Origin of the sequence: Corynebacterium sp. HMSC05C01 (assembly GCF_001807155.1) — a bacterium.
GTDB lineage: Bacteria > Actinomycetota > Actinomycetes > Mycobacteriales > Mycobacteriaceae > Corynebacterium > Corynebacterium coyleae.
This window is the reverse complement of sequence record NZ_KV787954.1, coordinates 230656-254649: the sequence shown is the minus strand read 5'-3', so window position 1 is coordinate 254649 and position 23994 is coordinate 230656. Positions and strand designations below refer to the sequence as shown.

Genomic DNA, 23994 nt, shown 5'->3' with positions numbered 1-23994 from the left:
CCACTGTAGCCCCTAGCAGCCGCAGGACGAATCGCCGGTGGGCTGCTTGGGCGGTTGACCGATCGTCGGTAAGCCAAGCCCCACGCCGACAGGTGCAGTCGTCGGCACCTGGCCCGCCGCCGAATTGTCGCCGGCCTTCGTACGACGGTGATCACGCACCCCAGAATCTGCGATAAGGAAGTGCGGCTTGGACTCAGTGATGGTGACAGTGACGTAATCGCCCGGGCGGATCTCGCCATCAATGTCACCCTCAACCGCGAAGTGCACCAGGCGGCCATCGCGAGCGCGACCCGACATGCGGTGCGTGCGATCATTCTTGCGTCCACCACCCGCTTGCACGAGCAACTCCTGCTCCGTGCCAATCAGCTTCTCGTTCTCCTCAGCACTAATACGATCCTGCAAGGCAAGCAGGCGCTCGAAACGATTCTGCACCACAGCCTTCGGGATCTGCTGCTCCATCTCCGCAGCCGGCGTGCCCGGACGCGGCGAATACTGGAACGTAAACGCAGAGGTAAAACGAGCCTTCTCCACCACATCGAGCGTCGCCTGGAAATCCTCCTCAGTCTCACCCGGGAACCCGACAATGATGTCAGTGGTGATGGAAGCGTGCGGAAGCTTCTCACGCACCTCCTCCAAAATCCCAAGGAACTTCCTCGACCGGTAGGAACGGCGCATGTCCTTGAGCACCTTGTCGGAGCCCGACTGCAACGGCATATGCAGCTGCGGGCACACGTTCGGAGTCTCCACCATCGCGTCAATCACATCCGAGGTGAACTCCGCCGGGTGCGGCGACGTAAAACGCACACGCTCCAAGCCCTCGATGTCGCCACAGGCACGCAAGAGCTTGGAGAACGCAGAACGGTCGCGCTCCATGTCCTCGTCGACAAAGTTCACGCCATACGCATTCACATTCTGACCAAGCAGCGTCACCTCGGACACACCCTGATCGACGAGCGCCTGCACCTCGGCCAAAATATCGCCCGGGCGGCGATCCTGCTCCTTACCACGCAACGACGGCACGATGCAGAACGTGCACGTGTTATTGCAGCCCACCGACACAGACACCCAACCGGCGTAGGCAGACTCGCGCTTCGCCGGCAGGACAGACGGAAACACCTCGAGCGACTCAACAATCTCAACCTGGGCTTCGTCCTCCACCCGTGCGCGATCGAGCAACGCCGGCAATGCGGAGATGTTGTGCGTGCCAAAGACGGCGTCGACCCACGGTGCCTTCTCAATCACCGTGTCGCGATCCTTCTGCGCCAAACACCCGCCGACCGCAATCTGCATGCCCGGATGATTCGCCTTCGTGTTCTTCAACTGTCCGAGCGAGCCATACAGGCGCTGATCCGCGTTTTCACGCACCGCACAGGTATTGAAGACCACCAGGTCGGGCTCAGTCCCCTCGTCTGCCGCCACGTACCCCGCATCCTCAAGCAGGCCCGAGAGACGCTCAGAATCGTGCACGTTCATCTGGCAGCCGAACGTCCGCACCTCATAGGTGCGCGAAGTGGTGTTTTCAGAGGTATTTGCCGTAGTCACGGCGAGACAGTCTAACCAGGCAAAGCGCCCAAACCTAACCGCAAATGACAAACACTTTCCCAGTTTTGGTCACCCGCATCACAGTTTTGGCCTACTGTGCCTTGTATGACACAGGAGATTGCCGAACCCATGATTCGCATGGTGGGTGTGGAGAAGTACTTCGACGACTTCCACGCACTACAAAACATCAACCTTGAAGTCCCCCGCGGACAAGTAGTCGTAGTGCTGGGACCGTCCGGATCGGGAAAGTCCACCCTGTGTCGGACGATCAACCGCCTCGAAACCATCGAGGAAGGCACGATCGAAATTGACGGCCGTACCCTCCCCGCCGAAGGGAAGGAACTGGCCCACCTCCGTTCAGACGTAGGCATGGTGTTCCAACAGTTCAACCTGTTTCCGCACCTGACCATTCTGGACAACGTCACCCTGGGCCCCATCAAGGTCCGCAAGGTGAAAAAGACCGACGCCACCGCACGCGCTCGCGAACTGCTCGACCGCGTGGGCATCGGCAACCAGGCAGAAAAATATCCGGCACAGCTCTCCGGCGGCCAGCAGCAGCGCGTCGCAATCGCACGCGCCCTTGCGATGGAGCCGAAAGTCATGCTTTTCGACGAACCCACCTCCGCCCTCGACCCCGAAATGGTCGGCGAGGTCCTCGACGTCATGACAGAACTGGCCGAAAGCGGCATGACCATGGTCGTGGTCACCCACGAAATGGGCTTCGCCCGCAAAGTTGCCGACCGCATCTTGTTCATGGCCGATGGCGAAATCGTCGAAGACACCGACCCCGAGTCGTTCTTCACCAACCCGCAGTCCAGCCGTGCACGAGACTTCCTCGGCAAAATCCTGCCTCATTAACCCACCCACGTTTCTTACAAGGAGAATCACCATGAAGCGCACCGCACGTTTCGCATCGACCACTGCCGCAGCCCTGCTCGCGGCCACCACACTCGTCGCCTGCGGCGGCGACTCCGCCGGCGACGCCGAAGGCCTCCTCGCGCAGATCGAGGCCGGCAACGTCACCCTCGGCACCAAGTACGACCAGCCAGGCCTCGGCCTGCGCGAAGCCGACGGCTCCATGACCGGCCTCGACGTCGACGTCGCCACCTACGTGGTCAACCACATTGCCGACGAAAACGGCTGGGAGCATCCAGAAATCACCTGGCGCGAAACCCCCTCGGCACAGCGCGAAACCGTGCTGCAAAACGGTGAAGTCGCAGCAATCGCCGCGACCTACTCCATCAATAAGTCACGCTCCGAAGCAGTCGACTTCGGAGGCCCCTACCTGCTGACCCACCAGGCCCTGCTCGTCCGTTCCGACGACGCCGAGATCACCGGCCTCGAAGCCCTCGACGGCCGCATCCTCTGCTCCGTCACCGGCTCCACCCCGGCACAGAAGGTCAAGGACACCCTGCCGGGCGTCCAGCTCCAGGAATACGACACCTACTCCTCCTGCGTCGAAGCCCTGCGCAACGGCAACGTCGACGCCCTCACCACCGACGCAACCATCCTCGGCGGCTACTCCGCACAGTCCCCGGGCGACTTCAAGGTCGTCGAGCTGAAGAAGGACGGCGAGCAGTTCACCAACGAGCACTACGGCGTCGGCCTGAAGAAGGAAGACCCGGGCGCACTCGAGGCCGTCAACAAGGCACTCAACGCCCTTTACGAGGACGGATCCTTTGACAAGTTCGTCAACGACAACCTCGACGGCGGCCAAGGTGTTGAAAAGGACAAGGTCGGCGACCTGTCCTTCGTCGAGTAGCACCTGCCGTGTGGCTGGGTGAACCCCACCCGGCCACCGAGCCCCAACCCTTCTTCATCTCCTTCACGTATTGGAAGTTCCCACCATGGATGCAATGTGGGCTGATCTCGCGCCCAAACTGTGGCCAGCATTCTGGACCACAATCAAGCTGACCTTCTACTCCGCCATCGGATCAATGATCCTGGGCACCCTACTCACTGCTATGCGGGTCTCCCCCGTTGCCATCCTGCGGAACCTGTCGGCGTTTTACATCAACACCGTGCGCAACACCCCGCTGACACTTGTGATCCTGTTCTGCTCGTTCGGCCTCTACCAAAACCTTGGCCTTGAGCTCGCGAGCCGCGAATCCAGCACCTACCTTGCAGACCAAAACTTCCGCCTCGCGATCCTCGGCTTCGTTTTGTACACCTCGTGCTTCGTCGCCGAATCGCTCCGAAGCGGCATCAACACCGTTCACTTCGGACAAGCCGAAGCCGCACGCTCCCTCGGACTGAGCTTCGGGCAGATCTTCTCGTTGATTATCTTCCCCCAAGCTCTGCGTGCAGCAATCGTTCCGCTGGGCAACACGCTGATCGCTTTGACGAAGAACACCACGATCGCATCGGTCATCGGCGTCGCGGAAGCATCGCTGCTGATGAAATCCACCATCGAATTCCACGCAAACCAGCTCTTCGCCATCTTCGGCATCTTCGCCCTCGGCTTCATCGTGCTCACACTGCCAACAGGGCTCGTCATCGGCTGGCTGTCTAACCGTCTGGCGGTGAAACGCTAATGCCATCCTCACTCCGCGCAACCGTGCTTTACGACGCCCCCGGGCCCAAAGCCGTACGCCGCAACTACATTTACACCGCAATCACCATCGCTGTCCTACTTCTCGTCGGCTGGTGGGTACTGAGCAAACTAGCCACACACGGCCAACTCGATGCTGAGCGCTGGACCCCCTTCACCCAGGGAAACACCTGGACCACCTACATCATCCCCGGCCTCGTCGGCACGATTAAAGCAGCCGTCCTATCAGTGCTGCTCGCAATTGTCTTCGGTGTCATCTTCGGACTTGGCCGCCTTGCCCCGAACAAACTCGTGCGTGGCTTCTGCGCTGTGGTTGTCGAGTTCTTCCGCGCCATTCCAGTGCTGCTGCTCATGATCTTCCTGTACCAGGTCTTCGCGGTATACAAGATCGTTCCACCAGCGTCGCTCGCGTTTTGGGCCGTCGTTGTGGCACTGACGCTCTACAACGGCTCCGTTATCGCCGAGATCCTCCGCGCCGGCATCAAATCGCTACCCCGCGGCCAAACCGAAGCCGCTCAGGCGCTTGGCTTAAGCCACTGGCAGACGATGGGCAAGATTTTGCTGCCCCAGTCCGTTGCTGCCATGCTCCCGGCACTGATTTCCCAGATGGTCATTGCGCTGAAGGATTCCGCCCTGGGCTACCAAATTGGCTACGTCGAGGTTGTCCGCTCCGGCACGCAGGTCGCCTCTGCAAACCGGAACTACTTGGCGTCGCTCATCGTGGTGGCCATCATCATGATCCTGATCAACTACGCGCTGACAATGCTCGCAACCCGCGTCGAGCGCCAACTACGCGCCGGCCGAGCGCGCCGCAACCCCTTTGCCAAGGTGCCCACCGCTGGCAAGGAAGTGGGCCTGGACACCAAGGACACCGTCAACCTCGACTGGCAAGCCCCCGGCTACCAGCAGATCGACAACCCCGTGGAGAAACACTAAGCCCGCGTCACGGGTGGGTTGCACACTCGGCGATGCGTTCGTCGAGCGCTTCCCTCCCCAGGCGCATCGCTAGCCCCTGGTTAAACCCACGGCGGGCGAGCGCCCCAACGATGCGGCGCAGGAACTTGTCATACTCGGCCCGGTCCTCGGGTGCGCGTTTCACCTTGCGTGCCGCCTTTTCGGCAACTCCGCGAGCAATGCGCTCCTCGTCGTCGTCTGTGATCTGCTCGAGCGCAGCCGCACGGTCCGCACTACCCACCCCTTTGTCACGCAGCTCCATATCGAGCGCACGAGCAGACTTTCCGCGACGCGCAGCGCGCTGACGCACCCACTCAGAAGCAAATGCTGCGTCGTTGAGCAGGCCTGAGCTGGCGAGGTCGTCGAGAACTTCGTCGACAAGCATGGGCTCAAACTCAGCCTTGATCAGCCGACCACGCAGCTCCTCACGCGAGCGCGCCCGCTGATCCAGCAGCCCTAATGCGCGTTTGCGTACCGGCGCCTTCGCCTCCTCATGTGCGTGGTCGATGAAACCCGACCCCGGCTCGTACGCCTCGAGAGCAGCTTTGAGGCGCGCAATCTTTTCGGGGTCCGCCATATGCTACTTCTCGTCCGCCTTGGCGTCGTCTTCGTCGTCAAAATCGATGTTGGGCACCATGTCCACCGGATCATCCGACAAGGCATCGTCGTCAACATTGGCATACTTGCCCACACCAAGCGCGCGGAAGATTTTGTCTTCGATTTCGTCGGCCAGGTCCGGGTTGTCTTTGAGGAACAGGCGCGCCTTTTCCTTACCCTGCCCCAACTGGTCGCCCTCGTAGGTGAACCACGAGCCGGACTTCTTCACAATGCCGTTTTCCACGCCCATGTCGATGATGGAGGACTCCCGCGAGATGCCCTCGCCGTACATGATGTCGAACTCGGCGATCTTGAACGGCGGGGAAACCTTGTTCTTCACAACCTTCATCCTGGTGCGGTTACCGATGGAATCCTGGCCGTCCTTCAGGGTTTGAATACGGCGGACATCGCAACGCACCGACGCGTAGAACTTCAAGGCCTTACCGCCAGTGGTCGTCTCCGGGGAGCCGAACATCACGCCAATCTTTTCACGCAGCTGGTTAATGAAGATCGCGGTAGTCCCGGAGTTGTACAGCGCACCGGTCATCTTGCGCAGTGCCTGCGACATCAAACGTGCCTGGAGGCCGACATGGGAGTCACCCATCTCGCCCTCGATTTCAGCCTTCGGGGTCAGCGCTGCAACAGAGTCGATCACGATCATGTCGATAGCACCAGAACGCACCAGCATGTCCGCGATCTCAAGCGCCTGCTCGCCCGTATCCGGCTGGGAGACCAGCAAATTGTCGGTGTCCACGCCGAGCTTGCGGGCGTAGTCAGGGTCGAGGGCGTGCTCGGCATCGATGAACGCCGCGATGCCGCCTGCGCGCTGCGCCTCCGCAATCGCATGCAGGGCAACGGTGGTCTTACCGGACGACTCCGGGCCGTAGATCTCCACGACCCTGCCGCGTGGCCAGCCGCCGATACCAAGGGCAACGTCGATAGCAGTGTTGCCGGAAGAGATGGACTGAATCGGTGGGCGATTCTCGTCGCCCAGGCGCATGACGGCGCCCTTGCCAAAGTCCTTCTCAATCATCGCAAGCGCAGCGTCGAGCGCGTTCTGGCGCGAGTTCGCGGCGGAAGCGGCAGTCTTCTTCTTCGTTGCCATGTGGTGTTTTCCTCCAAATTGTCGGTGGTGCGACGGTTGCCGCATCCACACTGTGTGTTAGTCCGTGCCTATTAGACGCACGCGCCTACCCTTCGGTTCCCTCCAAAACAAGGAAAGTTCCTCGGGGGCGAATACAGGAGCCACTTTAGAATGCGGCTACGACACCGAACACTGTACACGCAAACGTGTTCGAACGGGAATTCAAAACCCGGGCCTGTCAATGCCAAGTCGGCGCTCTTCCGGAATGTCAAACGCTTCACAGAGTCCGCGCCACGCCTCGCGGGGATCGACACCACTTTCGATCATGTCCGCCGCGGTGCGCTCGTAGCCCGGTATCACCTGCGTATCGATAATCCACTTGGCTCGACCCGCGCCAAATTCGTCCTCGACCAGTTGATGAAACTCCGTCAAACGCATGACTCAACACGCTACCCGAACACGCGTTATTGAACGGCGTTCAGGTACACTGCCGCGCATGAGTAAATCTTCCACCGCGCAGGACATTGCGCTCATCGCCGTCTTCGCGGCCATCATCATCGCTCTCGGCTTCGTCTCCATCCCCGTCGGCGCCGCAGGCGTGCCTATCGTGCTGCAAAACGCAGCCATCATCCTCGCCGGCCTCGTCCTCGGCTGGCGCCGCGGCCTGTTCACCGCAGGTATCTTCCTCCTGGTCGGCCTCGCACTACCCGTGCTTGCAGGCGGCCGCACCGTCATCTCCGCACTCGGCGGCACGACCGTGGGCTACCTTGTGGGCTACCTCGTCTCCGCTACCGTCGCGGGCCTGATCGCCTACCGTGCGCCATTCCGCCGCAACACCGCGGCTACGATCGGCGTCCTCATCGTCGCCGGCTACGTTGCCCTGTTCTTCCAGTACCTCTGCGGCGTATTCGGCCTCATGGCCCGCGCTGAGATGTCCTTCGGCGCAGCATGGGCCGCACAGGTGCCATTCCTGCTGCCTGACGCCGGCAAGGTCGCTCTCATGATCGCCATCGCAATCGCGGTGCACCAGGCGTTTCCTGACCTGCGCGGTAGTCGTCGATAAGCACGATGCCCGTCATCGAATTCAAAGGCGCAGCCGTCACCTACGACGGCAACACCGTCCTTCAGCCACTCACCACGCGCCTGAGTGAGCAACGCATCGGCATCATCGGCTCCAACGGTTCCGGCAAATCCACCACCGTGCGCCTCATCAACGGACTCATCGAACCCACTTCAGGGCAAGTGCTTTACGACGACCTCTCCCCCACCACCCAAGGCCGCGACGTCCGCAAACGCGTCGGATTCGTCTTCTCCGACGCCGAATCCCAAATCGTCATGCCACGCGTCTCCGACGACGTCGCCTTCTCTCTTCGCCGCTTCAAACTCCCCCGCGACGAAGTGCGATCGCGTGTCGACGACGCTCTCGCCCGCTTCGAACTCACCGACCTCGCCGAAAACTCACCGCACACCCTGTCGGGCGGCGAAAAACAGATGCTCGCACTTGCATCCGTGATGGTGATCGAACCAGATACCATCATCGCCGACGAACCCACGACACTGCTTGACCTGCGCAACCGCAAACGAATCGTGCGCGAACTTAACGCACTCGAGCAGCAACTCATCGTGGTCACACACGACCTGGACATGCTGCGCGACTTCGAACGCGTCCTCGTCATCGACGACGGCACACTCGTCTACGACAGCAACCCCGCCGACGCCATCGCGTTCTACACCGACCTCATGGATAACAAACCATGATCCGCGAACTCCCCCTCGGTGTCTACATCCCCGGCGACACACTGCTCCACCGCATGCAGCCAGCGCTGAAGTTCGTGCTGCTGGTGGTCTTCATCATCGGGGTCACTGTCCTGCCCACCCGGCCCTGGCACGCAGCCGCCGCACTCGGGTTTGTGCTGGTGCTCTACTTGTGGGCACGCATTCCCATGAGGATCGCGTGGCGCCAACTCGTGCCACTCCTGCCTTTCCTGATCTTTTTAGGCGCGTTCATGGTGTGGCAAAACGGCATTGAATCGGCGGCCACACTTCTTACCGGGCTGCTTGCCACCATCGCGGCGGCGAACCTGCTCACACTGACCACCCCGGTCCAGGAACTCCTTGACGCCCTCGACCGAGCACTCGCACCGTTGGGACGCACAGGCGAACTCATCTCGCTCACCATTGCACTCACCATTCGCCTGATTCCGCTGACACTCGCGACCGCGAACGAAGTCCTCGACGCCCGCAAAGCCCGCGGGGCTGGCTTCTCCCTCCTAGCGTTCGGCACTCCCCTGGTCATCCGCTCCGTGCGGCGGGCGAAGATGATCGGTGAAGCGCTGATGGCGCGCGGCGCCGTGGACTAACCCCACGCAGCGAAAAGGCCCGAAGCGATGTGCCTCGGGCCTTCGACGTTGTGATTTACTCGCCGCGCAGTTCGCGCATGCGCTGCGCAACCGCATCATCGCTGACGTTAGCGTCGGTAGCGGACTGCCCCGGCTCAATCGCCTGTTTCTTGCCAGCGGTGAGCTCGCCTGCCATCTCCGCACGCAGCTGCTCCAAGCGGCCGTGACCAGCCATCTGGATACCGGCCTGCTCAACCTCAGCCATACGACCCTGAATGGAGTTCTGCGCCAACTCGGCGGCACCAAGCGCGTTAGCGTAACGACGCTCAATCTTCTCACGAACCTGATCCAAGTTCGGACCGGACGCAGTAATCGAGTTCATCGACTGCATCGTCTCCGAAACCTTCTCCTGCATCTTCGCCTGCTCCAGCTGCGACAGGAGCTTCGAGCGCTCAGCAACCTGCTGCTGCAAGTGTGCCGCGTTACCCTCCACAGCCTGCTTCGCCTGAGCTGCCTGCTGCAGCGCCTGGTCGTGGAGCTGCTTAGTATCCTCCACACCCTGCTCAGCGGTGACCAGCTGTGCCGCAAACGCCTCCGCGGCGTTTTCGTACTCCTGCGCCTTCTGCGCGTTGCCCTCGCCGCGAGCCTTATCAGCAAGCTTGAGCGCCTGGCGGGCATTCGCCTGCAGCTTCTCAACATCCTCGAGGCGACGGTTGAGCTGCATCTCCAACTGACGCTGGTTACCAATCACCGCGGCAGCCTGCTGCGACAGTGCCTGGTGCTGGCGCTGCGCCTCGTTGATGGCCTGCTCAATCTGGATCTTCGGGTCAGCGTTCTCTTCGATCTTGTTGTCGAAGAGAGCCATCAGGTAGTTCCAGAACTTGGAAAAGGGGTTCGCCATGGCTAATCACCGCGACCTTTCATCTTCATTAGTTAGTGCGTCAAACTCCACCCACAATAGTCGGGTGAGCTCCGTTACGCTTCCGCAGCCGCCGGAGAGGTAACCGCGAGTTCCTCGTTGAAGGAATGCAGCGACATATTCGCCACCGCTTCCAGCAACACCTCAGACACCGTGGTGTCCAGTGCCTCGCACAGCGCTGCAAGCAGTTCAGAGGACACTTCCTTGCGACCGCGCTCCAACTCCGAGATGTAGCCGGAAGACACGCGAGCCTCCTTCGCCAACGTGCGAAGAGTTACGCCCTTATCAGCGCGAAAAGCGCGCAGCGACATACCGAGGGCTTCGCGGAACAGCGGCTCACGCGCTGGGGCGGATGCAATCGGCAGTTCTACCGGGGCTTCGTAAAGCAGAGTCGTAGTTGTCATCAGCTGCTCCAACGATCGGTGGTCTAGTTTTGTTCCCGAACGCCAGTCAGCGCACCAACCAGGGCCGCTTCGACCGCGCGTCGGCGAATCTCGTTCCGCGACCCTGCGAGGACTCGGACAGGGGTCGCATGTCCATCGACAAGCGCATACCGGCCCGCTTCCGAATCGAGCAGTTCCGCAGCTTGCGACGACGCCGTCCACTGCGGCCCAGCCAGCCCAATCCACACCGTGCCAGCCGGCATACCGTCTTGCGCACCGGGCCCTGCGACGCCAGTAAGCGCAACCGCCCAATCCGTCCCGCACACCCTACGAGCACCGCGCGCCATCTCCCGGGCCACCGCAGCAGAGACCACGCCCTCTTGCTCGATCAACTCTGCCGGAACGTGGGCCAACTCGGTTTTGAGCTCCGCCGAGTACGTCACCAAACCGCCGACGAGTACGTCGGAAGCACCCGGCACGTCCGCAAGGGTCGCAGCAGCAAGCCCGGCAGTCAGCGACTCGCAAAAAGCGATGGTTTGGTTCCGGGAACGTAGTTCGTCGATAAGCAATTGCGCCGTCGTCATTTGTTCGCCTTTCCTGCATCAACCAAATACTGCACACCCGTAACCACGGTGACCGCCACCGCGAGCAACATCACCACAAACACCGGCGTATCCGCCCATGCGGGCAACGGACACAAGTACAGGCCAACCGCCAGCGACTGCAGGACAGTCTTCACCTTGCCGCCCTTCGACGCCGGCACCACCAGACCGCGACGCAACATCCACATACGCCACACCGTGATCCCCAGCTCACGAGCCACGATCACCACAGTGACCCACACCGGCAACGGCCCCGCAATATTCAACGTAACCAGCGCAGTAATCATCAACGCCTTGTCCGCGATCGGATCAGCAATCTTGCCGAAATCCGTAATCAGCCCCCGCGCACGAGCAATATCCCCGTCAAGCTTATCTGTGATCATCAACGCCACAAACAGGCCAAACGCCCACCACCAGCGCTCCGAAAGCACCAGCCACGCGAACACAGGAATGAACAGAATCCGCAGAGACGTCAACACATTCGGCAGATTCCAATTCGACGGCTTATCCGTTTGCATCACGCGATCCACCATACCCATCTCACGCGTTCCACCTAGACTGCCCTCCATGAAGTATTTCGCAGCAACCTACACCTACGGCGAGCAAACGCTTGTCGACGACACCCGCCCCGCCCACCGCGAATTCATCTCCTCGCAACTCGCACTCGGACGCATCGTGGGATCCGGCCCGTTTATCGGCGTCAATCAAGCCCTGATCATCCTGCAACTGCCCGACACTGCCACTGAAGCTGATGCGGCGGCCGTGCTGGATCAAGACCCATACACGACCGCCGGCGCACTCGCAGCGCGCGAGATCCGGGAGTGGAACCCGGTGATGAATATCTTCGGCTAAGCCTTCCTACCGCCACGCGCGACATCGAGGTGGGCGGTCTCGCGCGATCCCGTCGCGGTGTGATCGCCCTTGCCAGATGTCGCCGGGTCGTCGATCCACTCAACATGGTGTCCGTGACGGTCGACCTTGCGGCGGTTGCCGTGGTCGTCGAAATCAATGTGGTACTGGTTTTCGTTCGGATCACGGACACCTGCCTTCACGTCGGCGCGGTCCTTGATCACAGATGCAACCGCGGTGATCGCGAGCACGCCGACGATGATCAGCAGCGAGGCGACAGTGCCGACCTCCGGCACGTCGAGACCCTCGCCGCCATTGATGAACGACAGGTTGTTCTCGTGCAGCGCGTGCAACAGCAGCTTCACACCAATGAAGCCGAGCACCACCGCGAGGCCGTACGGCAGGTATACCAGGCGGTCGAGCAGGCCGTTGAGCAGAAAGTAGAGCTGGCGCAGGCCCAGCAGCGCGAACGCGTTGGCGGTGAACACGAGGAAGGATTCCTGGGTGATGCCGTAGATCGCCGGGATGGAGTCGAAGGCGAACATCACGTCGATGAACCCGATGGACAGCAGCGCCACAAACAGCGGGGTAACCGCGCGCTTGCCAGCCTGGGTAGCGGAAACGAGACGGTCTCCGTGGTACGAGCTGGTCACCGGAATAACCTTGCGTAGCGTCTTGACCACCATCATGTCGTTCGGATCCGGATCCTCTTGGTCCGTCACCTCGTCGTACACCATCTTGATCGCGGTGTAGATCAGGAAGGCGGCGAAGATGTAGAACACGTCCGACCAGGCCTCGATGATCACGGCACCCAACAGAATGAATACGAGACGGCAGATCAGCGCGATCACGATGCCGATCAGCAACACCTTTTGCTGATACGCGCGTGGGATCTTGAACGCACCCATGATCAGCGCGAACACGAAAAGGTTATCCACCGACAGCGACAGCTCAGTGATGTAGCCGGTGAAGAACTGCATGCCGTGTTCGCCGTCCCACAGCCACCACACGATCCCGCCGAAAATGCAGGCCATGGTCATGTAGAACAGGGCCCAGCCGCCCGATTCCTTCATCGTCGGCTCGTGCGGGGTACGCACGTGCGAGACGAAGTCAAAGATGAAAAATCCCAGGATCACCGCAGAGGTGATCAGCCATATACTTAACGGCACATGCATGCGTTTAATCCTCCGGTAGCAGAAACGACCGGAGGTCTCCCCCACCCAAGTGGGCTGTTCGGACCGGGGCCATCACTTTTCGACGACACCGTGTTGACGATCCAGAACACTTCCGGGGTACTCCCCTCCAAGTGGGTAACACAATACACACACTTTTTTGGTGTCGCGAATGTGGATAACCACCCCAGTTTGTTGATGTGTCAACGCGGTTATCCACAAGGGCCCTGCCGGGCATTGCGCAACTGGTTTAACGTGCGAGGCATGAGCCCATTTGAAACCTTCCTCGCAGACCTGCCCACGGTGGATAGCCTGCAAGGCTTCAACCGTGCAGCCGCACTTGCCAGCCGCTGCCGGCCAGCAACCGTGACCGCCTGGGGCCGCATCCACGACGTCTACTTCGGCGCCACAAAGTGGACCAAGCAGCAGCGCCGAGCCCTTGAGGCGGCCCGCGCTGGCGCGTTCGACTTGGACCGGCTGTCGTACATCGAGAACCGGCTGACTGCAATCGACGATGAGGGCGAACGTTGGCGCGTGCGCCACAAGCTCCTCGCCGTCCACGGCAGCTTCGCCACACTGCGCCAGGCTGCAAAAGACCTCATCCCACCAACGGCGCCGAGGATGCCGAAGGCACAGGTCACGTTCTCCTGCTCCACCCTTGGGATGCGGACGATGAGGGTCACCGCCTCCGAGCGAGACATCGCGGATCTCGAGCACGCCCTGCGCCAGCACGTGGACAGCTCACGGCCCGCGGCACCGCAGATGCTTGACGCCTTTCTCTCACTGCTTCGCGACGGCACCTCCATCCCACACGCCGCTCCCCGCCCTATAGTGCTCGCACCGCTACCTGAGCACATCCAGATCCTCTCCGGCGACGGCGAGGATGTGACCCTCGTACTTACCGACGGCACCACCATGACCGGAGCCGAGTACCTCAATCTCACCTTCGGCGAAATCGCCCTGTTCCACCCGCAAGCCGGGGCGGTGAACCTCTACCGGACACAGCGCTTCGCCAACAAAAAACAGCGCGACCTCGCACGCCTGCTCATGCCTCGTTGTCCCTTCCCCTCTTGCCGTCATGGAGCTGACTCGTGCGAGATTCACCACATCACGGCCTGGAAGCACGGCGGAGAAACCAACATAGATAACCTCGCACCCCTGTGCAGCTACCACAACCGGGTCAACGACGACGACCCTTGGCACACCAGTCGAGGGCGCATCGAAATCATCAACGGCACCCCGACGTGGGTCTCGCCAAGTGGTGTGCCGGTTCCCGTGACCGAAGCGGGGGCAATGCAGCAACTCTTCGGCTAGCGGCTACTTAACGACGAAAACCCGCACACGGCGGGTTATTCGACATGCCCTCAGACAGGCTAGAAGGCTCCCCCAGTGGGGTTGTACGTGGCGGTGACGGTGCGGGTGTCGCCGTCGGTGCCGCCAGTGTCACTGCCAGAGTCAGGGCCGTCGGTGGTGGTGTCGTCGTCAAGCATGACGTCCTTGGGTGCCTCAGCCGGATCGGCGCCCTTGATCATCCAGATGATCGTCTCCAACTCCTCCGGCTTGACCAACACCTCGCGAGCCTTCGACCCCTCAGACGGGCCGACCACACCGCGAGATTCCATCAGGTCCATCAGGCGGCCAGCCTTGGCGAAACCGATACGCAACTTGCGCTGCAGCATCGACGTCGAACCCAGCTGGGAGGTCACCACCAGCTCGACGGCCTCGAGGAGGTCGTCCATGTCCTTACCGATGTCGTCGTCAATGACCTTGGCTTCCGCCTGCTTATCCTCCGTGACGCCCTCAACGTAGTCGGGTTCGTCCTGTTGGGACTTCGCAGCGTCGACAACCGCCTGGATCTCCTCGTCCGAAACGAACGCGCCCTGCATACGCTGCGGCTTGCCGGCACCCTGCGGGATGAACAAACCATCACCCATACCGATGAGCCTCTCGGCACCGCCCTGGTCGAGGATCACGCGAGAGTCCGTCAACGACGAGGTCGCAAACGCAAGACGCGACGGCACGTTCGTCTTAATCAGACCAGTCACCACATCCACGGACGGACGCTGGGTCGCAAGCACCAAGTGGATACCGGCCGCACGCGCCTTCTGCGTGATACGAACGATCGAGTCCTCGATTTCCTTCGGCGCCGTCATCATCAGGTCTGCCAACTCGTCGACAACACACACGATGAACGGGTACGGACGCATCTCACGCTCCGACCCCGGAGGGGCCGTCAGCTCACCAGAGCGCACCTTGCGGTTGAAGTCCTTGATATGGCGCACGCGCGCGGACTTCATGTCCATATAGCGCTGCTCCATCTCCTCCACCAACCACTGCAAGGCTGCGGCCGCCTTCTTCGGCTGAGTGATAATCGGCGTGATCAGGTGCGGGATGCCCTCGTACGGGGTCAGTTCCACCATCTTCGGGTCCACCAGGATGAGGCGGACCTCCTCAGGGGTGGCGCGCGTGAGCAACGAGATGAGCATGGAGTTCACGAACGCTGACTTACCGGAACCCGTCGAACCCGCAACCAGCAGGTGCGGCATCTTCTGTACCGACGACGCGATGAAGTCGCCTTCGATGTCCTTGCCCAGACCGATGAGCATCGGATCGTCCTGCGACGCCACGTTCGGTGCGTCGAGCACGTCGCGCAGGCGTACCATTTCGCGGTCAGCGTTGGGTACCTCGATGCCGACGGCGGATTTGCCGGGGATCGGGGTGAGCAGGCGGACGTTGTCGGTGGCCACCGCATAGGCGAGGTTGGACTGCAGGTTGGTGATCTTGGAGACCTTCACACCTGGGCCAAGTTCGACCTCGTAACGGGTCACTGTCGGGCCGCGGGAGAAGCCGGTGACTTGTGCGTTGACGTTGAATTCTTCGAAGACATCGGTGATGGCTTCGATCATGCGGTCGTTGGCTTCGGTGCGCGTCTTCGGCGGGTTGCCGGGGATGAGCAGGTCGGTTGAGGGCAGGGTGTAGTCGCCCTGCGGGATCTTGCGTACCTGCTTCGGTGCCGGTGGTTGGGTTTCGGACTTTGGGGTGGTTGCAGGGATTTTGGAGGCGTCGATGCCGGAGCGTGCGGCGATGGCTTTCGCCATCTGCTCGCGCGAGGTCTCGACGGCATCGGGAGCCCCTGCTTGACGACGATCCGACGTCTCTTCCGGGCGCTCCAACACCTTCGTCTCGTTGGGGTTGTTGTCGGCGCGGGTCGTCTGCGCTGGTGCCGGCGCTGGCGTCGGTGCGGGGCGACGCTTCGGACGAGGAACGACCGTGGTCGCCTCCGGTTCTGGTTCTGGTTCGGAGGTGTCGTCGGTGTCGTTGAGGTCGTCGGCGAAGTCGAACAGGTCGTCGTCTTCGTCCTCGTTGGTGGGGTAACTCTCCATCGGCGTGCGCGGGCGGCGCGGACGAGGCATCAGACGTGGCGCTGGACGCGACGCGCGTGGGCGTGGGCGGTCGCGGCCTTCTGCAATGTCATCGAGGTCTGCGTCGACGTGCGAGTACGGGTCGTCGTCCTCATCGTCTTCTGCGTTGAGCATGCCGGCAACGAGGCCCTTGACGTAGTCGTAGGCCTCGCGCACCGTAATACCTGTCGCTTTGAGCGCGCCGTACAGCACGATCAAGCCCAGCAGCGGCACGGCAACGAACGAGGAAAACCCGGCAGCGAGCAAACCACCGGTGAAGGCACCGATCGCGCCGCCAGCGATTCGGCGGTCTTCCCATGCCGAAGGGTTGCCGGCAAACACGTGGATGAGGCCAAGCATCGCCACTGCGATGATGCTGAAGCCCAGAGCGGCGCGTGCGCGAACCTCGTCGCTCGCGCGCACGTTAAGCATGAGCGCAATAGCGACGCCGACGAGCACGACCGGCAGGATCAGCGCACCCGCACCGATCAACCAATGGGTGCCGGTGGAGATCAAGTCCCCGACCGGGCCTGCAACATCGAACCACACCGAGCCACCAATAACCGCGGCCAGGCCGATGAGCACAAGGCCCCAAGCGTCGGCGTGATGCTCGAAGGTGCTGGTGCGGGGCGTGGGGTCGTCGTCACGCTGCTCGAGCTCGTCGTGGTCGTCGTACTGGTCGCGTCGCGGGCGACGGCGTGAGGTACTCAGATTCTCTTCTTCCTGCTCATGGTGGCGCGGCTCGCGCCGGAGAAACGAACCGACGCCGCGGGCTGCGGCGCCGAGGGAACTACCGACCACTTTGTACGCAGAGCCGACGCGCTCATCGGCAGTGTCGGCGGCCACGGTGGAAGAGGTCGGCGGGTGTGTCATCGACACCGGCCCGCCGTAGCGGGTGCCGTCCGCCGAGCGGCGTGAAGAAGACCGCGAGTTACGCGGTGCGGTGTTTTTGACAGACATGGGTGTAACTCTAACGCCTTAAGTCACATTTTCCCCATACGCCACACCAGAGGCGCGGTGTCAAGCGTTAAATCTTGACATCCAGACCATCGAGCGCTTCCAATGCGCCGGTCAGTTCAATCTCCGCAGCGTTGCGACCCGATACCCACAACAGCAATTCGCCGGGTGCCCCGCTGACGCGCACGACGTCGTCGCCACGCTGTGCCACCCCTGCCTTATCCCCGAGAGTCACCGGCGGCAGGTCCGGCGGTGTCAGAATCACGGGCGCTTGAGCCTTGCGCAACGTCATCGCGCCGAAGCGCTTCGCCAGCGCCAAAAGCTGCGCGTTCACCGTGCGAGAAAAGTCGCGCGGGCGCACCTCTCCCCCACCCCGGCGCACATCCTCGTGGTGAATAAAGTGCTCGGCAGTGTTCATTGCAGCATCGAACGGCTTGATCCACACCGGCGGGCCGGCCGCCCACTCGTTCACCACCTCGGTGTATGGGCGGGCCTTCACCTTTGAGGTTTCCTTCTCCATCATACCCGACAGTGCGTCCACGAACATGCCCGGCAACGCCAAGGGCTTCGACTCGCGGATCAGCAGGTGTGCGGCCAAGTCGAAGGTGTTCCACCCTTCGTTCAAGGTGGGCGCATCAGGGCCTACCTCAAGGAACAACTCGGCCAGACGTGAGCGTTCTCGTTGTGCAAAAGACATGCCAACGAGCATAGCCACGAGCTTTTAGAGCAGCTGCGCGCTCCGGAACACGCTAAAGAGATTCTGCTCGATATTGATGAAAACTCGGAGTACAGGTGCGAACATCGCCCACGTCTTGTCAGTGGTCACGACCCGACCCGACGCGCCGTAACCCAAATCGGTGACCGTCTGACCTTCGACGTAGCACCCCTGCATGCCACCTTTGTAGTGTGCGCACAGGATCTGGTCGCCGTCGAAACGACCCAGCACGCGAATCGCATCGTTATTAGCCGAGTAGTAGTCCTGATCACCAGGGCGCACAACGTCGTGGCTCATCCAGTATCCGGTGTAGCCCGGATCGTACGGAACCGGTGTCCCCTCCGGCAGCGGATGTGCTCGCTCGTCGGCAAGTGCAGGCGTGGCTGCGAGAAGGGTCGCGGTGGCGGTGAGTGCTACGAGTGACTTTTTCATACCTCTGAAATAGCAAAATCGGGGCCCGGCGTTACGGCCAGACCCCGATTTGGGGGGTTAACGCAGCGAACTAGCGGGACTCGCGAGTAGCGGCGATTTCTTCCTCAGTCGCGATGTGGTTGTCGGACGACATCGGCACAACGGTCGGCAGGATCACAGGCTGACGCTTGTAGTTCTGCTCGATCGCGCGCGAGACCTTGCGGCGGATCTGCTGCACCATGCGGAACGGATCGTTCTCGCCTTCCGCAGCGAGGTCACCCATGACGGCTTCAACACCTTCGACGACCTTCTTGTTGAAGTCGCGGTCATCGTCGGAGTAGCCGGTCGTCGATACGCGAGGTGCTTCAAGGAGACGACCCGTGGCGTCGTCGATAACACAGGTAATCGACACGACACCGCCGGATGCCAGCGACGTACGATCGGCGAGCACGTCCGGGTCGACGTCACCCATGGTCACGCCGTCAACGTAGAGCTGGCCCACCTGGTACTGGCCGGCAACCTTGATGTTGCCCTTGTGCATATCGACGACAACACCATTCTGGGCAAGCGCCGTGTTATTCGGCTTCACACCAGTAGAGATCGCGAGCTCCTTGTTCGCGCGCATGTGACGCCATTCGCCGTGCACCGGCATGGCGTTGCGCGGGCGTGCTGCGTTGTACAGCGCAAGCAGCTCGCCAGCGTAGCCGTGGCCGGACGCGTGAACGTGCGCCTCAGCGTTGGTGATCACGTTCGCACCGATCTGGGCGAGGTTGTTAATCACCGCAAACACGGCCTCCTCGTTGCCCGGAATGAGCGAGGACGACAGGATGATCGTGTCGCCGTCATGGATGGTGATCTGACGGTGCTCGCGGCGAGACATGCGCGACAGTGCCGCCATCGGCTCACCCTGCGTACCCGTAGTGATCAGTACCGTCTTATGCGGGGCCATCTTCGCGGCTTCTTCGATCGGAATGATCGTGCCCTTCGGAGCCTTGAGCAGGTTCATCTTCTCCGCAATCTCCATGTTGCGGAGCATGGATCGGCCGTTGAAGGCAACCTTGCGGTTGTTGGCCACAGCGGCGTTGACCGCCATCTGCACACGTGCAACGTTGGAGGCGAACGAGGCAATGACAACGCGCTGGCGAGCATTACCGACGAGGCGGATCAGCGTCTCCTCAATACCCGCCTCAGAGGCGGAGATGCCCGGGATGGTGGCGTTGGTGGAGTCACACATGAACAGGTCGATGCCTTCGTCGCCAAGACGCGACAGGGCCGGCAGGTCGGTCGGCTTGCCGTCGTACGGGGTCTGGTCGACCTTGACGTCGCCGGTCATCACGACGTGTCCGGCACCGGTCTTGATGGATACGCCGAGGCACTCCGGAATGGAGTGGTTGACGTGCCAGAAGCGCAGGCGGAACGGGCCGACGGTGACCTCGGAGTCCTTGTTCACGTCGTTGAGCTTCGGACGCTGGCGGTGCTCCTGCGTCTTTGCCTTGATCAGGGCGTTGGTGAACTTGGACGAGTAGATCGGGATGTCGTGGCGCAGCTTCAGCAGCCACGGGATCGCACCGATGTGGTCTTCGTGGCCGTGGGTGACGATGAGCGCGTCGATCTTGTCCAGCTTGTTCTCAATCGGGCCGAAGTCCGGCAGGACCAGGTCCACGCCCGGCTCGTCGGAGTTCGGGAACAGCACGCCACAGTCCACGATAAGCAGACGGCCGTTGTATTCGAAGACCGTCATGTTGCGGCCAATTTCGGAAATGCCACCAAGTGCGTAGATACGCAGGGTGTCCTTGGCCAGTTTCGGCGGGGCTGGCAAGCGCTTGGTCAGATCGGCGCCTTGCATTCCCTTCACCGGGTTGCGACGTCCGCCGCCCTGGTTGCCACCGCGACCACGGCCACGGCGACGGTTTCGGCTGCTGCCACCACCGTTGCCGCCACCACCGTTGTTGCCGCCGTTACCACCACGGTTGCCGCGCGGCCTTTCGCCGCCATTGCGACCACCGTCGCGACCGCCATCACGGCCCGCGTCGCCGCCATTATCGGCGGTGTTCTTCTGTGCGTTTGTGTCCGGGGTCTCCGGAGCTTGGAAGACCGGCTGTTGATCAGCCGGTTCCGGGGGTCCTGCCTTGCGCGTCACCTTGCGGGCGCGGTTGCGGGGTTCGTTCATATTTATAGGACTCCAGCCTCTTTCATATCTTCTTGGAGCCGCTTGACCTGCTCGGCTGTCGCTGGTGCGACAGGCAGGCGCGGGTCTCCCACTTCGATGCCCTGCAGTCGCAGAGCTGCTTTTGCAAATGTCACGCCACCCAGCTCGGCCTGCTGCCGTGCGAGGACGTTGAGTACGTTGGCGTTGATTTCCCGTGCGCGGGTGAGGTCGCCGGCCTCGAATGCGTCCACGAGTCCCCGCAGCGCTTGTGGTGCTGCGTGTCCGACGACGGAGATAACTCCGGTTGCGCCGAGTGTGAGCCAGGGCAGGTTGAGCGGGTCGTCGCCTGAGTACCACGCCAGGCCTGTCTCTTGGATGAGGCCTGCGGCTTCGAAGAGGTCGCCGCGGGCGTCTTTCATTGCCTGAATGTTGTCGACCTCGGCGAGTTCGCGGATCGATTCGGCAGTGATGGGGATCCCGGAGCGTCCCGGGATGTCGTAGAGGCAGACGGGTAGGTCGGTTGCGGCTGCGATTGCTTTGAAGTGCGCGACTACTCCGGCCTGTGAGGGTTTGGAGTAGTAGGGGGTGACTGCGAGCAGGGCGTCTGCGCCCGCGTCTGCAGCTTGTTGTGCCAGCGTGACTGCGTGGCGGGTGTTGTTGGAGCCGGCTCCAGCGACGATTTTTGCGTTGGTGCCAACTTCTTCGCGCACTGCTTTGAGCAGCTCAACTTTTTCTTCTGCGCTGGTTGTTGGGGATTCGCCGGTGGTTCCGGCGAGGACGAGTGTGTCGATTCCGTTTTCTACAAGGTGGGCAGCAAGCCGACGTCCTGCGGCGAGGTCGAGGTTGCCGTCGGAATCAAACGGCGTAACCATGGCGACGCAGACGGTGCCGAATGTGTTGGCGCCTGTATCAACTTTGCATGATGAGCCCATGAGCAAGAAGAATACCTCCTATTGACACGTATGTGCTTATCGACGTTCCCCTGCCGCCAAATCTTCAAACACCAAGGGCGCTTCCGGCTGGAGCACATCGAGGCACGCGCGTGCGATCATTCTGATTTCTTTGTCTTCATATTTTCCGCTGTGCTTCTCGACGAAACCACGCCACGCCCCGTACGACCCCGTGATTACCAGTTGCGTTGCGGTGGCTAAGGGCTGAAGCAAGCGTGCTGCTTCGGCGGCTCGTTTGCGCCGAGAGAGCAGGTTGGGGTCGTCGACAAGCACGTGCTCGAGGCCGTCGAGGAGCTCTTGGCGGATGAATGCAATGTGTTCGATGGCGGTGTCAAACAGGTTGACGAGGTCCTCGTCTTCCGCGATGAGGTGCGGGACGACCGCGCCGTCGTCGTCACGCAGGCTCACCGCGAAACCGGGGTGTGCACGGATGATTTCTGCCGCGGCGCGCGATACCCCGTACACGTGGAGGGTGGCGCTGGCGTGGGCGAGAAGGTCGGTGCGGTCGTCGTCGATAAGCCTGCGCAGCACTGTTTCGGCGTCGTGGGACGACATTGCGGCGTGCGCGATAACCGCCTCTGCGTCGGTGCCGCCTGCGGGGCGGGTGTTGCGCAGGGCGGTTGCGGCGTGCGCGATAACCGCCTCTGCGTCGGTGCCGCCTGCGGGGCGGGTGTTGCGCAGGGCGGTTGCGGCGACGAGCTCGGCGCGCATTTAGAGCCCGAGGTACTCGTCGAGGCCAATCGTCAGACCCGGACGGTTGGCCACTTCGCGCACACCAGTCAAAACACCTGGGACGAAGGATTCACGGCCGTAAGAGTCCTGACGGATGGTCAGTGACTGATCGGTGGTGCCGAAAATGACCTCTTCGTGCGCGACCATGCCCTGCATGCGTACCGCGTGGACAGGCACACCGTCGACATCGGCGCCGCGGGAGCCGTCGAGTGCTTGCTCGGTTGCGTCCGGCATTGCGCCCATGCCGGCTTCCTTGCGGGCCTGTGCAATTCCCTGCGCTGTCTTGACTGCGGTGCCGCTCGGCGCGTCGAGTTTGTTCGGGTGGTGGAACTCGACGACCTCCGCCGACTCGAAGAATGGCGCCGCCTGGCGGGCAAACGCCATGGTGAGTACCGCAGAGATGGCGAAGTTCGGAGCGATGAGCACGCCGACGCCCTCGTTAGCAGCACACCAATCGCGGACCTGCTGGTAGCGGGCATCGTCGAAGCCAGTCGTGCCGACAACGCAGTGAATGCCGTTGTTAATGCAGAACTCCAGGTTGTCCATCACCGCGTTCGGGGTGGTGAAATCGACGATGACGTCGACGCCTTCGTCGACAAGCGTTTGCAGCGAGTCCCCCTTGTTGATCTCCGCCGCCAGCTCGAGATCGTCCACCTTCTTCACCCCGGCGACGACTGCCGAGCCGACCTTGCCCTGTGCGCCAAGCACTCCAACCTTGATCATGTGCATCCTTTCTTTCGCTCGCCCGCAATGGTAGCGCCACCTAAGCTGGGCGACTATGAAACGCCACACGACACTACTTATCCCGGGTGCCATTGCGGCGCTGCTGCTCGGCGCGTGCTCTGCGGACAACGACGCCGGCACCGACGCCAGTACCGACGCCACCGTTACAGCACCAACGTCGCAGAGCACGACCGCTACCTCGAGCGAAGCGGCGACGACCACTGATGTCTCCCCTGCCGCAGCAGCTGCCCCCGTAGAGCCCCCCACCAAAGATGGGTTCTCGCTCGAAGACACACACATCCAGTCCGAGCAACTCGCCGAGATGATGGTCGAAGACGTGCGTGCTGGTTCGCACGAGGGATACGACCGCCTCGTAGTGGAACTGTCTGGCACCGGTTCGCCGAGCGTGATCGCCGGGTACGACACCGACCCGCGCCAGCAGGCTTCCGGCCTCCCACTGAAACCCGCCGGTAATGCGTACTTCACGCTGATCATCCAGGGTGTGCCGCTAAGTATGTCTGCAGATGAGGCAGTCTTGGCTAAGTCCAGCCCTGCCGGCGTGGCGGCCGGCAGCATCACGGAGATCGCGGACGGCGGCGTGTTCGAAGCGGACGCCCAGTACGTTGTCGGTTTGGACAAGCAGCGCCCGTACAAGCTCAGCGTGCTTGAAAACCCGACCCGCATCGTCGTGGACTTTCAGAAGTAATGAACGCCACATCGTGGCTTGGGCTCGCCTTCGTCATCGGGGTGAGTGTCCTTGGGTTGTTCGTCTTGTGGCGCAAGTTGCGCGAGATTCAGCGCAGCGATCTTGACGACGACGCCAAGCGCCGCTGGGGCCTGCTTTTCGGTATCTCGCCGCTTGCCGGATTGTTTACGTGGAATCGTCGCGAAGAATTGCTCGGCCATCGTGACGATTCGGAAGAAACTTCCAGTGAGACAGGTCAAGGGAGAGCGTGATTGTGTT

At 61.8% G+C, this 23994-nt stretch carries 27 protein-coding genes; 11 read left to right on the top strand and 16 right to left on the bottom strand.

Annotated elements, in window-relative coordinates; all coding sequences use genetic code 11:
* Positions 1-12 precede the first annotated feature (12 nt).
* Positions 13-1542 (bottom strand): tRNA (N6-isopentenyl adenosine(37)-C2)-methylthiotransferase MiaB, encoded by a 1530-nt coding sequence (miaB, locus tag HMPREF3145_RS06010; protein ID WP_070422326.1) that lies wholly within the window; start codon positions 1540-1542, stop codon positions 13-15.
* 129 nt (positions 1543-1671) lie between these two features.
* Between miaB and gluA the strand changes: the two genes are divergently transcribed.
* The 4 genes from gluA to HMPREF3145_RS05990 all read left to right on the top strand — a co-directional run bounded on the left by gluA (position 1672) and on the right by HMPREF3145_RS05990 (position 5029).
* Positions 1672-2400 (top strand): glutamate ABC transporter ATP-binding protein GluA, encoded by a 729-nt coding sequence (gene gluA / locus HMPREF3145_RS06005; protein WP_070483829.1) that lies wholly within the window; start codon positions 1672-1674, stop codon positions 2398-2400.
* Between the two features lie 31 nt (positions 2401-2431).
* The gene (locus HMPREF3145_RS06000; protein ID WP_070422324.1) at positions 2432-3304 is read left to right on the top strand and encodes a glutamate ABC transporter substrate-binding protein; all 873 of its coding nucleotides are present in this window, start codon (positions 2432-2434) and stop codon (positions 3302-3304) included.
* Between the two features lie 85 nt (positions 3305-3389).
* Entirely contained in the window at positions 3390-4076 is a 687-nt protein-coding gene (locus tag HMPREF3145_RS05995) for an amino acid ABC transporter permease (RefSeq protein WP_070422323.1), read from the top strand.
* Positions 4076-5029 (top strand): amino acid ABC transporter permease, encoded by a 954-nt coding sequence (locus tag HMPREF3145_RS05990; RefSeq protein ID WP_070422322.1) that lies wholly within the window; start codon positions 4076-4078, stop codon positions 5027-5029. Before HMPREF3145_RS05995 ends, HMPREF3145_RS05990 begins: the two co-directional genes overlap by 1 nt.
* A 7-nt stretch (positions 5030-5036) precedes the next feature.
* Here the strand turns inward: HMPREF3145_RS05990 and recX are convergent, their stop codons facing one another.
* From recX to HMPREF3145_RS05975, 3 genes are all read right to left on the bottom strand, one after another.
* Complete coding sequence (gene recX / locus HMPREF3145_RS05985) at positions 5037-5624, bottom strand: recombination regulator RecX (RefSeq protein ID WP_070422321.1); 588 nt, start codon at positions 5622-5624, stop codon at positions 5037-5039.
* Between the two features lie 3 nt (positions 5625-5627).
* Positions 5628-6749: a recombinase RecA gene (recA, locus tag HMPREF3145_RS05980; RefSeq protein WP_070422320.1), complete on the bottom strand. Its 1122-nt coding sequence runs from the start codon at positions 6747-6749 to the stop codon at positions 5628-5630.
* Positions 6750-6950: 201 nt separating this feature from the next.
* A complete protein-coding gene (locus HMPREF3145_RS05975; RefSeq protein ID WP_070422319.1) occupies positions 6951-7166 on the bottom strand; it encodes a DUF3046 domain-containing protein in 216 nt (71 codons plus the stop codon).
* Between the two features lie 58 nt (positions 7167-7224).
* Here HMPREF3145_RS05975 and HMPREF3145_RS05970 point away from each other — a divergent pair, with 58 nt between their 5' ends.
* Genes HMPREF3145_RS05970 through HMPREF3145_RS05960 form a run of 3 tightly spaced genes read left to right on the top strand, consistent with a single transcriptional unit; the run spans position 7225 to position 9088 of the window.
* On the top strand, positions 7225-7791 hold the full coding sequence (locus tag HMPREF3145_RS05970; RefSeq protein WP_070422318.1) for a biotin transporter BioY: 567 nt from the start codon (positions 7225-7227) through the stop codon (positions 7789-7791).
* A 5-nt stretch (positions 7792-7796) separates the two neighbouring features.
* On the top strand, positions 7797-8486 hold the full coding sequence (locus HMPREF3145_RS05965) for an energy-coupling factor ABC transporter ATP-binding protein (RefSeq protein WP_070422317.1): 690 nt from the start codon (positions 7797-7799) through the stop codon (positions 8484-8486).
* Positions 8483-9088 (top strand): energy-coupling factor transporter transmembrane component T family protein, encoded by a 606-nt coding sequence (locus tag HMPREF3145_RS05960; RefSeq protein WP_070422316.1) that lies wholly within the window; start codon positions 8483-8485, stop codon positions 9086-9088. Before HMPREF3145_RS05965 ends, HMPREF3145_RS05960 begins: the two co-directional genes overlap by 4 nt.
* 55 nt (positions 9089-9143) lie before the next feature.
* Here the strand turns inward: HMPREF3145_RS05960 and HMPREF3145_RS05955 are convergent, their stop codons facing one another.
* The 4 genes from HMPREF3145_RS05955 to pgsA form a co-directional block, all read right to left on the bottom strand.
* Positions 9144-9968, bottom strand: coding sequence for a PspA/IM30 family protein (locus HMPREF3145_RS05955; RefSeq protein WP_070422315.1), 825 nt, complete (start codon positions 9966-9968; stop codon positions 9144-9146).
* Between the two features lie 74 nt (positions 9969-10042).
* Positions 10043-10390 carry a helix-turn-helix domain-containing protein gene (locus HMPREF3145_RS05950; protein WP_070422314.1) on the bottom strand — a complete coding sequence of 116 codons (348 nt, stop codon included), beginning with the start codon at positions 10388-10390 and terminating at the stop codon, positions 10043-10045.
* A 23-nt stretch (positions 10391-10413) separates the two neighbouring features.
* Positions 10414-10953, bottom strand: a complete 540-nt coding sequence (locus HMPREF3145_RS05945; protein WP_070422313.1) for a CinA family protein — start codon at positions 10951-10953, stop codon at positions 10414-10416.
* Positions 10950-11489 carry a CDP-diacylglycerol--glycerol-3-phosphate 3-phosphatidyltransferase gene (pgsA, locus tag HMPREF3145_RS05940; RefSeq protein WP_083279421.1) on the bottom strand — a complete coding sequence of 180 codons (540 nt, stop codon included), beginning with the start codon at positions 11487-11489 and terminating at the stop codon, positions 10950-10952. Before pgsA ends, HMPREF3145_RS05945 begins: the two co-directional genes overlap by 4 nt.
* Positions 11490-11538: 49 nt before the next feature.
* Here pgsA and HMPREF3145_RS05935 point away from each other — a divergent pair, with 49 nt between their 5' ends.
* A complete protein-coding gene (locus tag HMPREF3145_RS05935; RefSeq protein ID WP_070422311.1) occupies positions 11539-11823 on the top strand; it encodes a YciI family protein in 285 nt (94 codons plus the stop codon).
* Here the strand turns inward: HMPREF3145_RS05935 and HMPREF3145_RS05930 are convergent.
* Positions 11820-12995: a TerC family protein gene (locus HMPREF3145_RS05930; protein WP_070422310.1), complete on the bottom strand. Its 1176-nt coding sequence runs from the start codon at positions 12993-12995 to the stop codon at positions 11820-11822. The genes HMPREF3145_RS05935 and HMPREF3145_RS05930 overlap by 4 nt on opposite strands.
* Positions 12996-13256: 261 nt before the next feature.
* Between HMPREF3145_RS05930 and HMPREF3145_RS05925 the strand changes: the two genes are divergently transcribed.
* Entirely contained in the window at positions 13257-14306 is a 1050-nt protein-coding gene (locus tag HMPREF3145_RS05925) for an HNH endonuclease signature motif containing protein (protein ID WP_070422309.1), read from the top strand.
* A 59-nt stretch (positions 14307-14365) separates the two neighbouring features.
* Here the strand turns inward: HMPREF3145_RS05925 and HMPREF3145_RS05920 are convergent, their stop codons facing one another.
* The 7 genes from HMPREF3145_RS05920 to dapB all read right to left on the bottom strand — a co-directional run bounded on the left by HMPREF3145_RS05920 (position 14366) and on the right by dapB (position 23030).
* A complete protein-coding gene (locus HMPREF3145_RS05920) occupies positions 14366-17353 on the bottom strand; it encodes an FtsK/SpoIIIE family DNA translocase (RefSeq protein ID WP_070422308.1) in 2988 nt (995 codons plus the stop codon).
* A 67-nt stretch (positions 17354-17420) separates the two neighbouring features.
* Positions 17421-18047, bottom strand: a complete 627-nt coding sequence (locus tag HMPREF3145_RS05915; RefSeq protein ID WP_083279420.1) for a TIGR03085 family metal-binding protein — start codon at positions 18045-18047, stop codon at positions 17421-17423.
* A 24-nt stretch (positions 18048-18071) separates the two neighbouring features.
* Positions 18072-18497 (bottom strand): hypothetical protein, encoded by a 426-nt coding sequence (locus HMPREF3145_RS05910; RefSeq protein ID WP_070422306.1) that lies wholly within the window; start codon positions 18495-18497, stop codon positions 18072-18074.
* A 70-nt stretch (positions 18498-18567) separates the two neighbouring features.
* Entirely contained in the window at positions 18568-20646 is a 2079-nt protein-coding gene (locus HMPREF3145_RS05905) for a ribonuclease J (protein WP_070422305.1), read from the bottom strand.
* 2 nt (positions 20647-20648) lie between these two features.
* Positions 20649-21557, bottom strand: coding sequence for a 4-hydroxy-tetrahydrodipicolinate synthase (gene dapA, locus HMPREF3145_RS05900; protein WP_070422304.1), 909 nt, complete (start codon positions 21555-21557; stop codon positions 20649-20651).
* A gap of 36 nt (positions 21558-21593) precedes the next feature.
* Positions 21594-22286, bottom strand: coding sequence for an FAD-dependent thymidylate synthase (locus HMPREF3145_RS05895; RefSeq protein WP_070422303.1), 693 nt, complete (start codon positions 22284-22286; stop codon positions 21594-21596).
* Positions 22287-23030 (bottom strand): 4-hydroxy-tetrahydrodipicolinate reductase, encoded by a 744-nt coding sequence (gene dapB, locus HMPREF3145_RS05890; RefSeq protein ID WP_070422302.1) that lies wholly within the window; start codon positions 23028-23030, stop codon positions 22287-22289.
* A gap of 55 nt (positions 23031-23085) precedes the next feature.
* Between dapB and HMPREF3145_RS05885 the strand changes: the two genes are divergently transcribed.
* Together HMPREF3145_RS05885 and HMPREF3145_RS05880 are read left to right on the top strand one after the other, a co-directional pair.
* The gene (locus HMPREF3145_RS05885) at positions 23086-23736 is read left to right on the top strand and encodes an AMIN-like domain-containing (lipo)protein (RefSeq protein ID WP_070422301.1); all 651 of its coding nucleotides are present in this window, start codon (positions 23086-23088) and stop codon (positions 23734-23736) included.
* Complete coding sequence (locus HMPREF3145_RS05880) at positions 23736-23987, top strand: hypothetical protein (RefSeq protein WP_070422300.1); 252 nt, start codon at positions 23736-23738, stop codon at positions 23985-23987. The genes HMPREF3145_RS05885 and HMPREF3145_RS05880 overlap by 1 nt, the downstream gene beginning before the upstream one ends.
* The last annotated feature ends 7 nt before the right edge of the window (positions 23988-23994 follow it).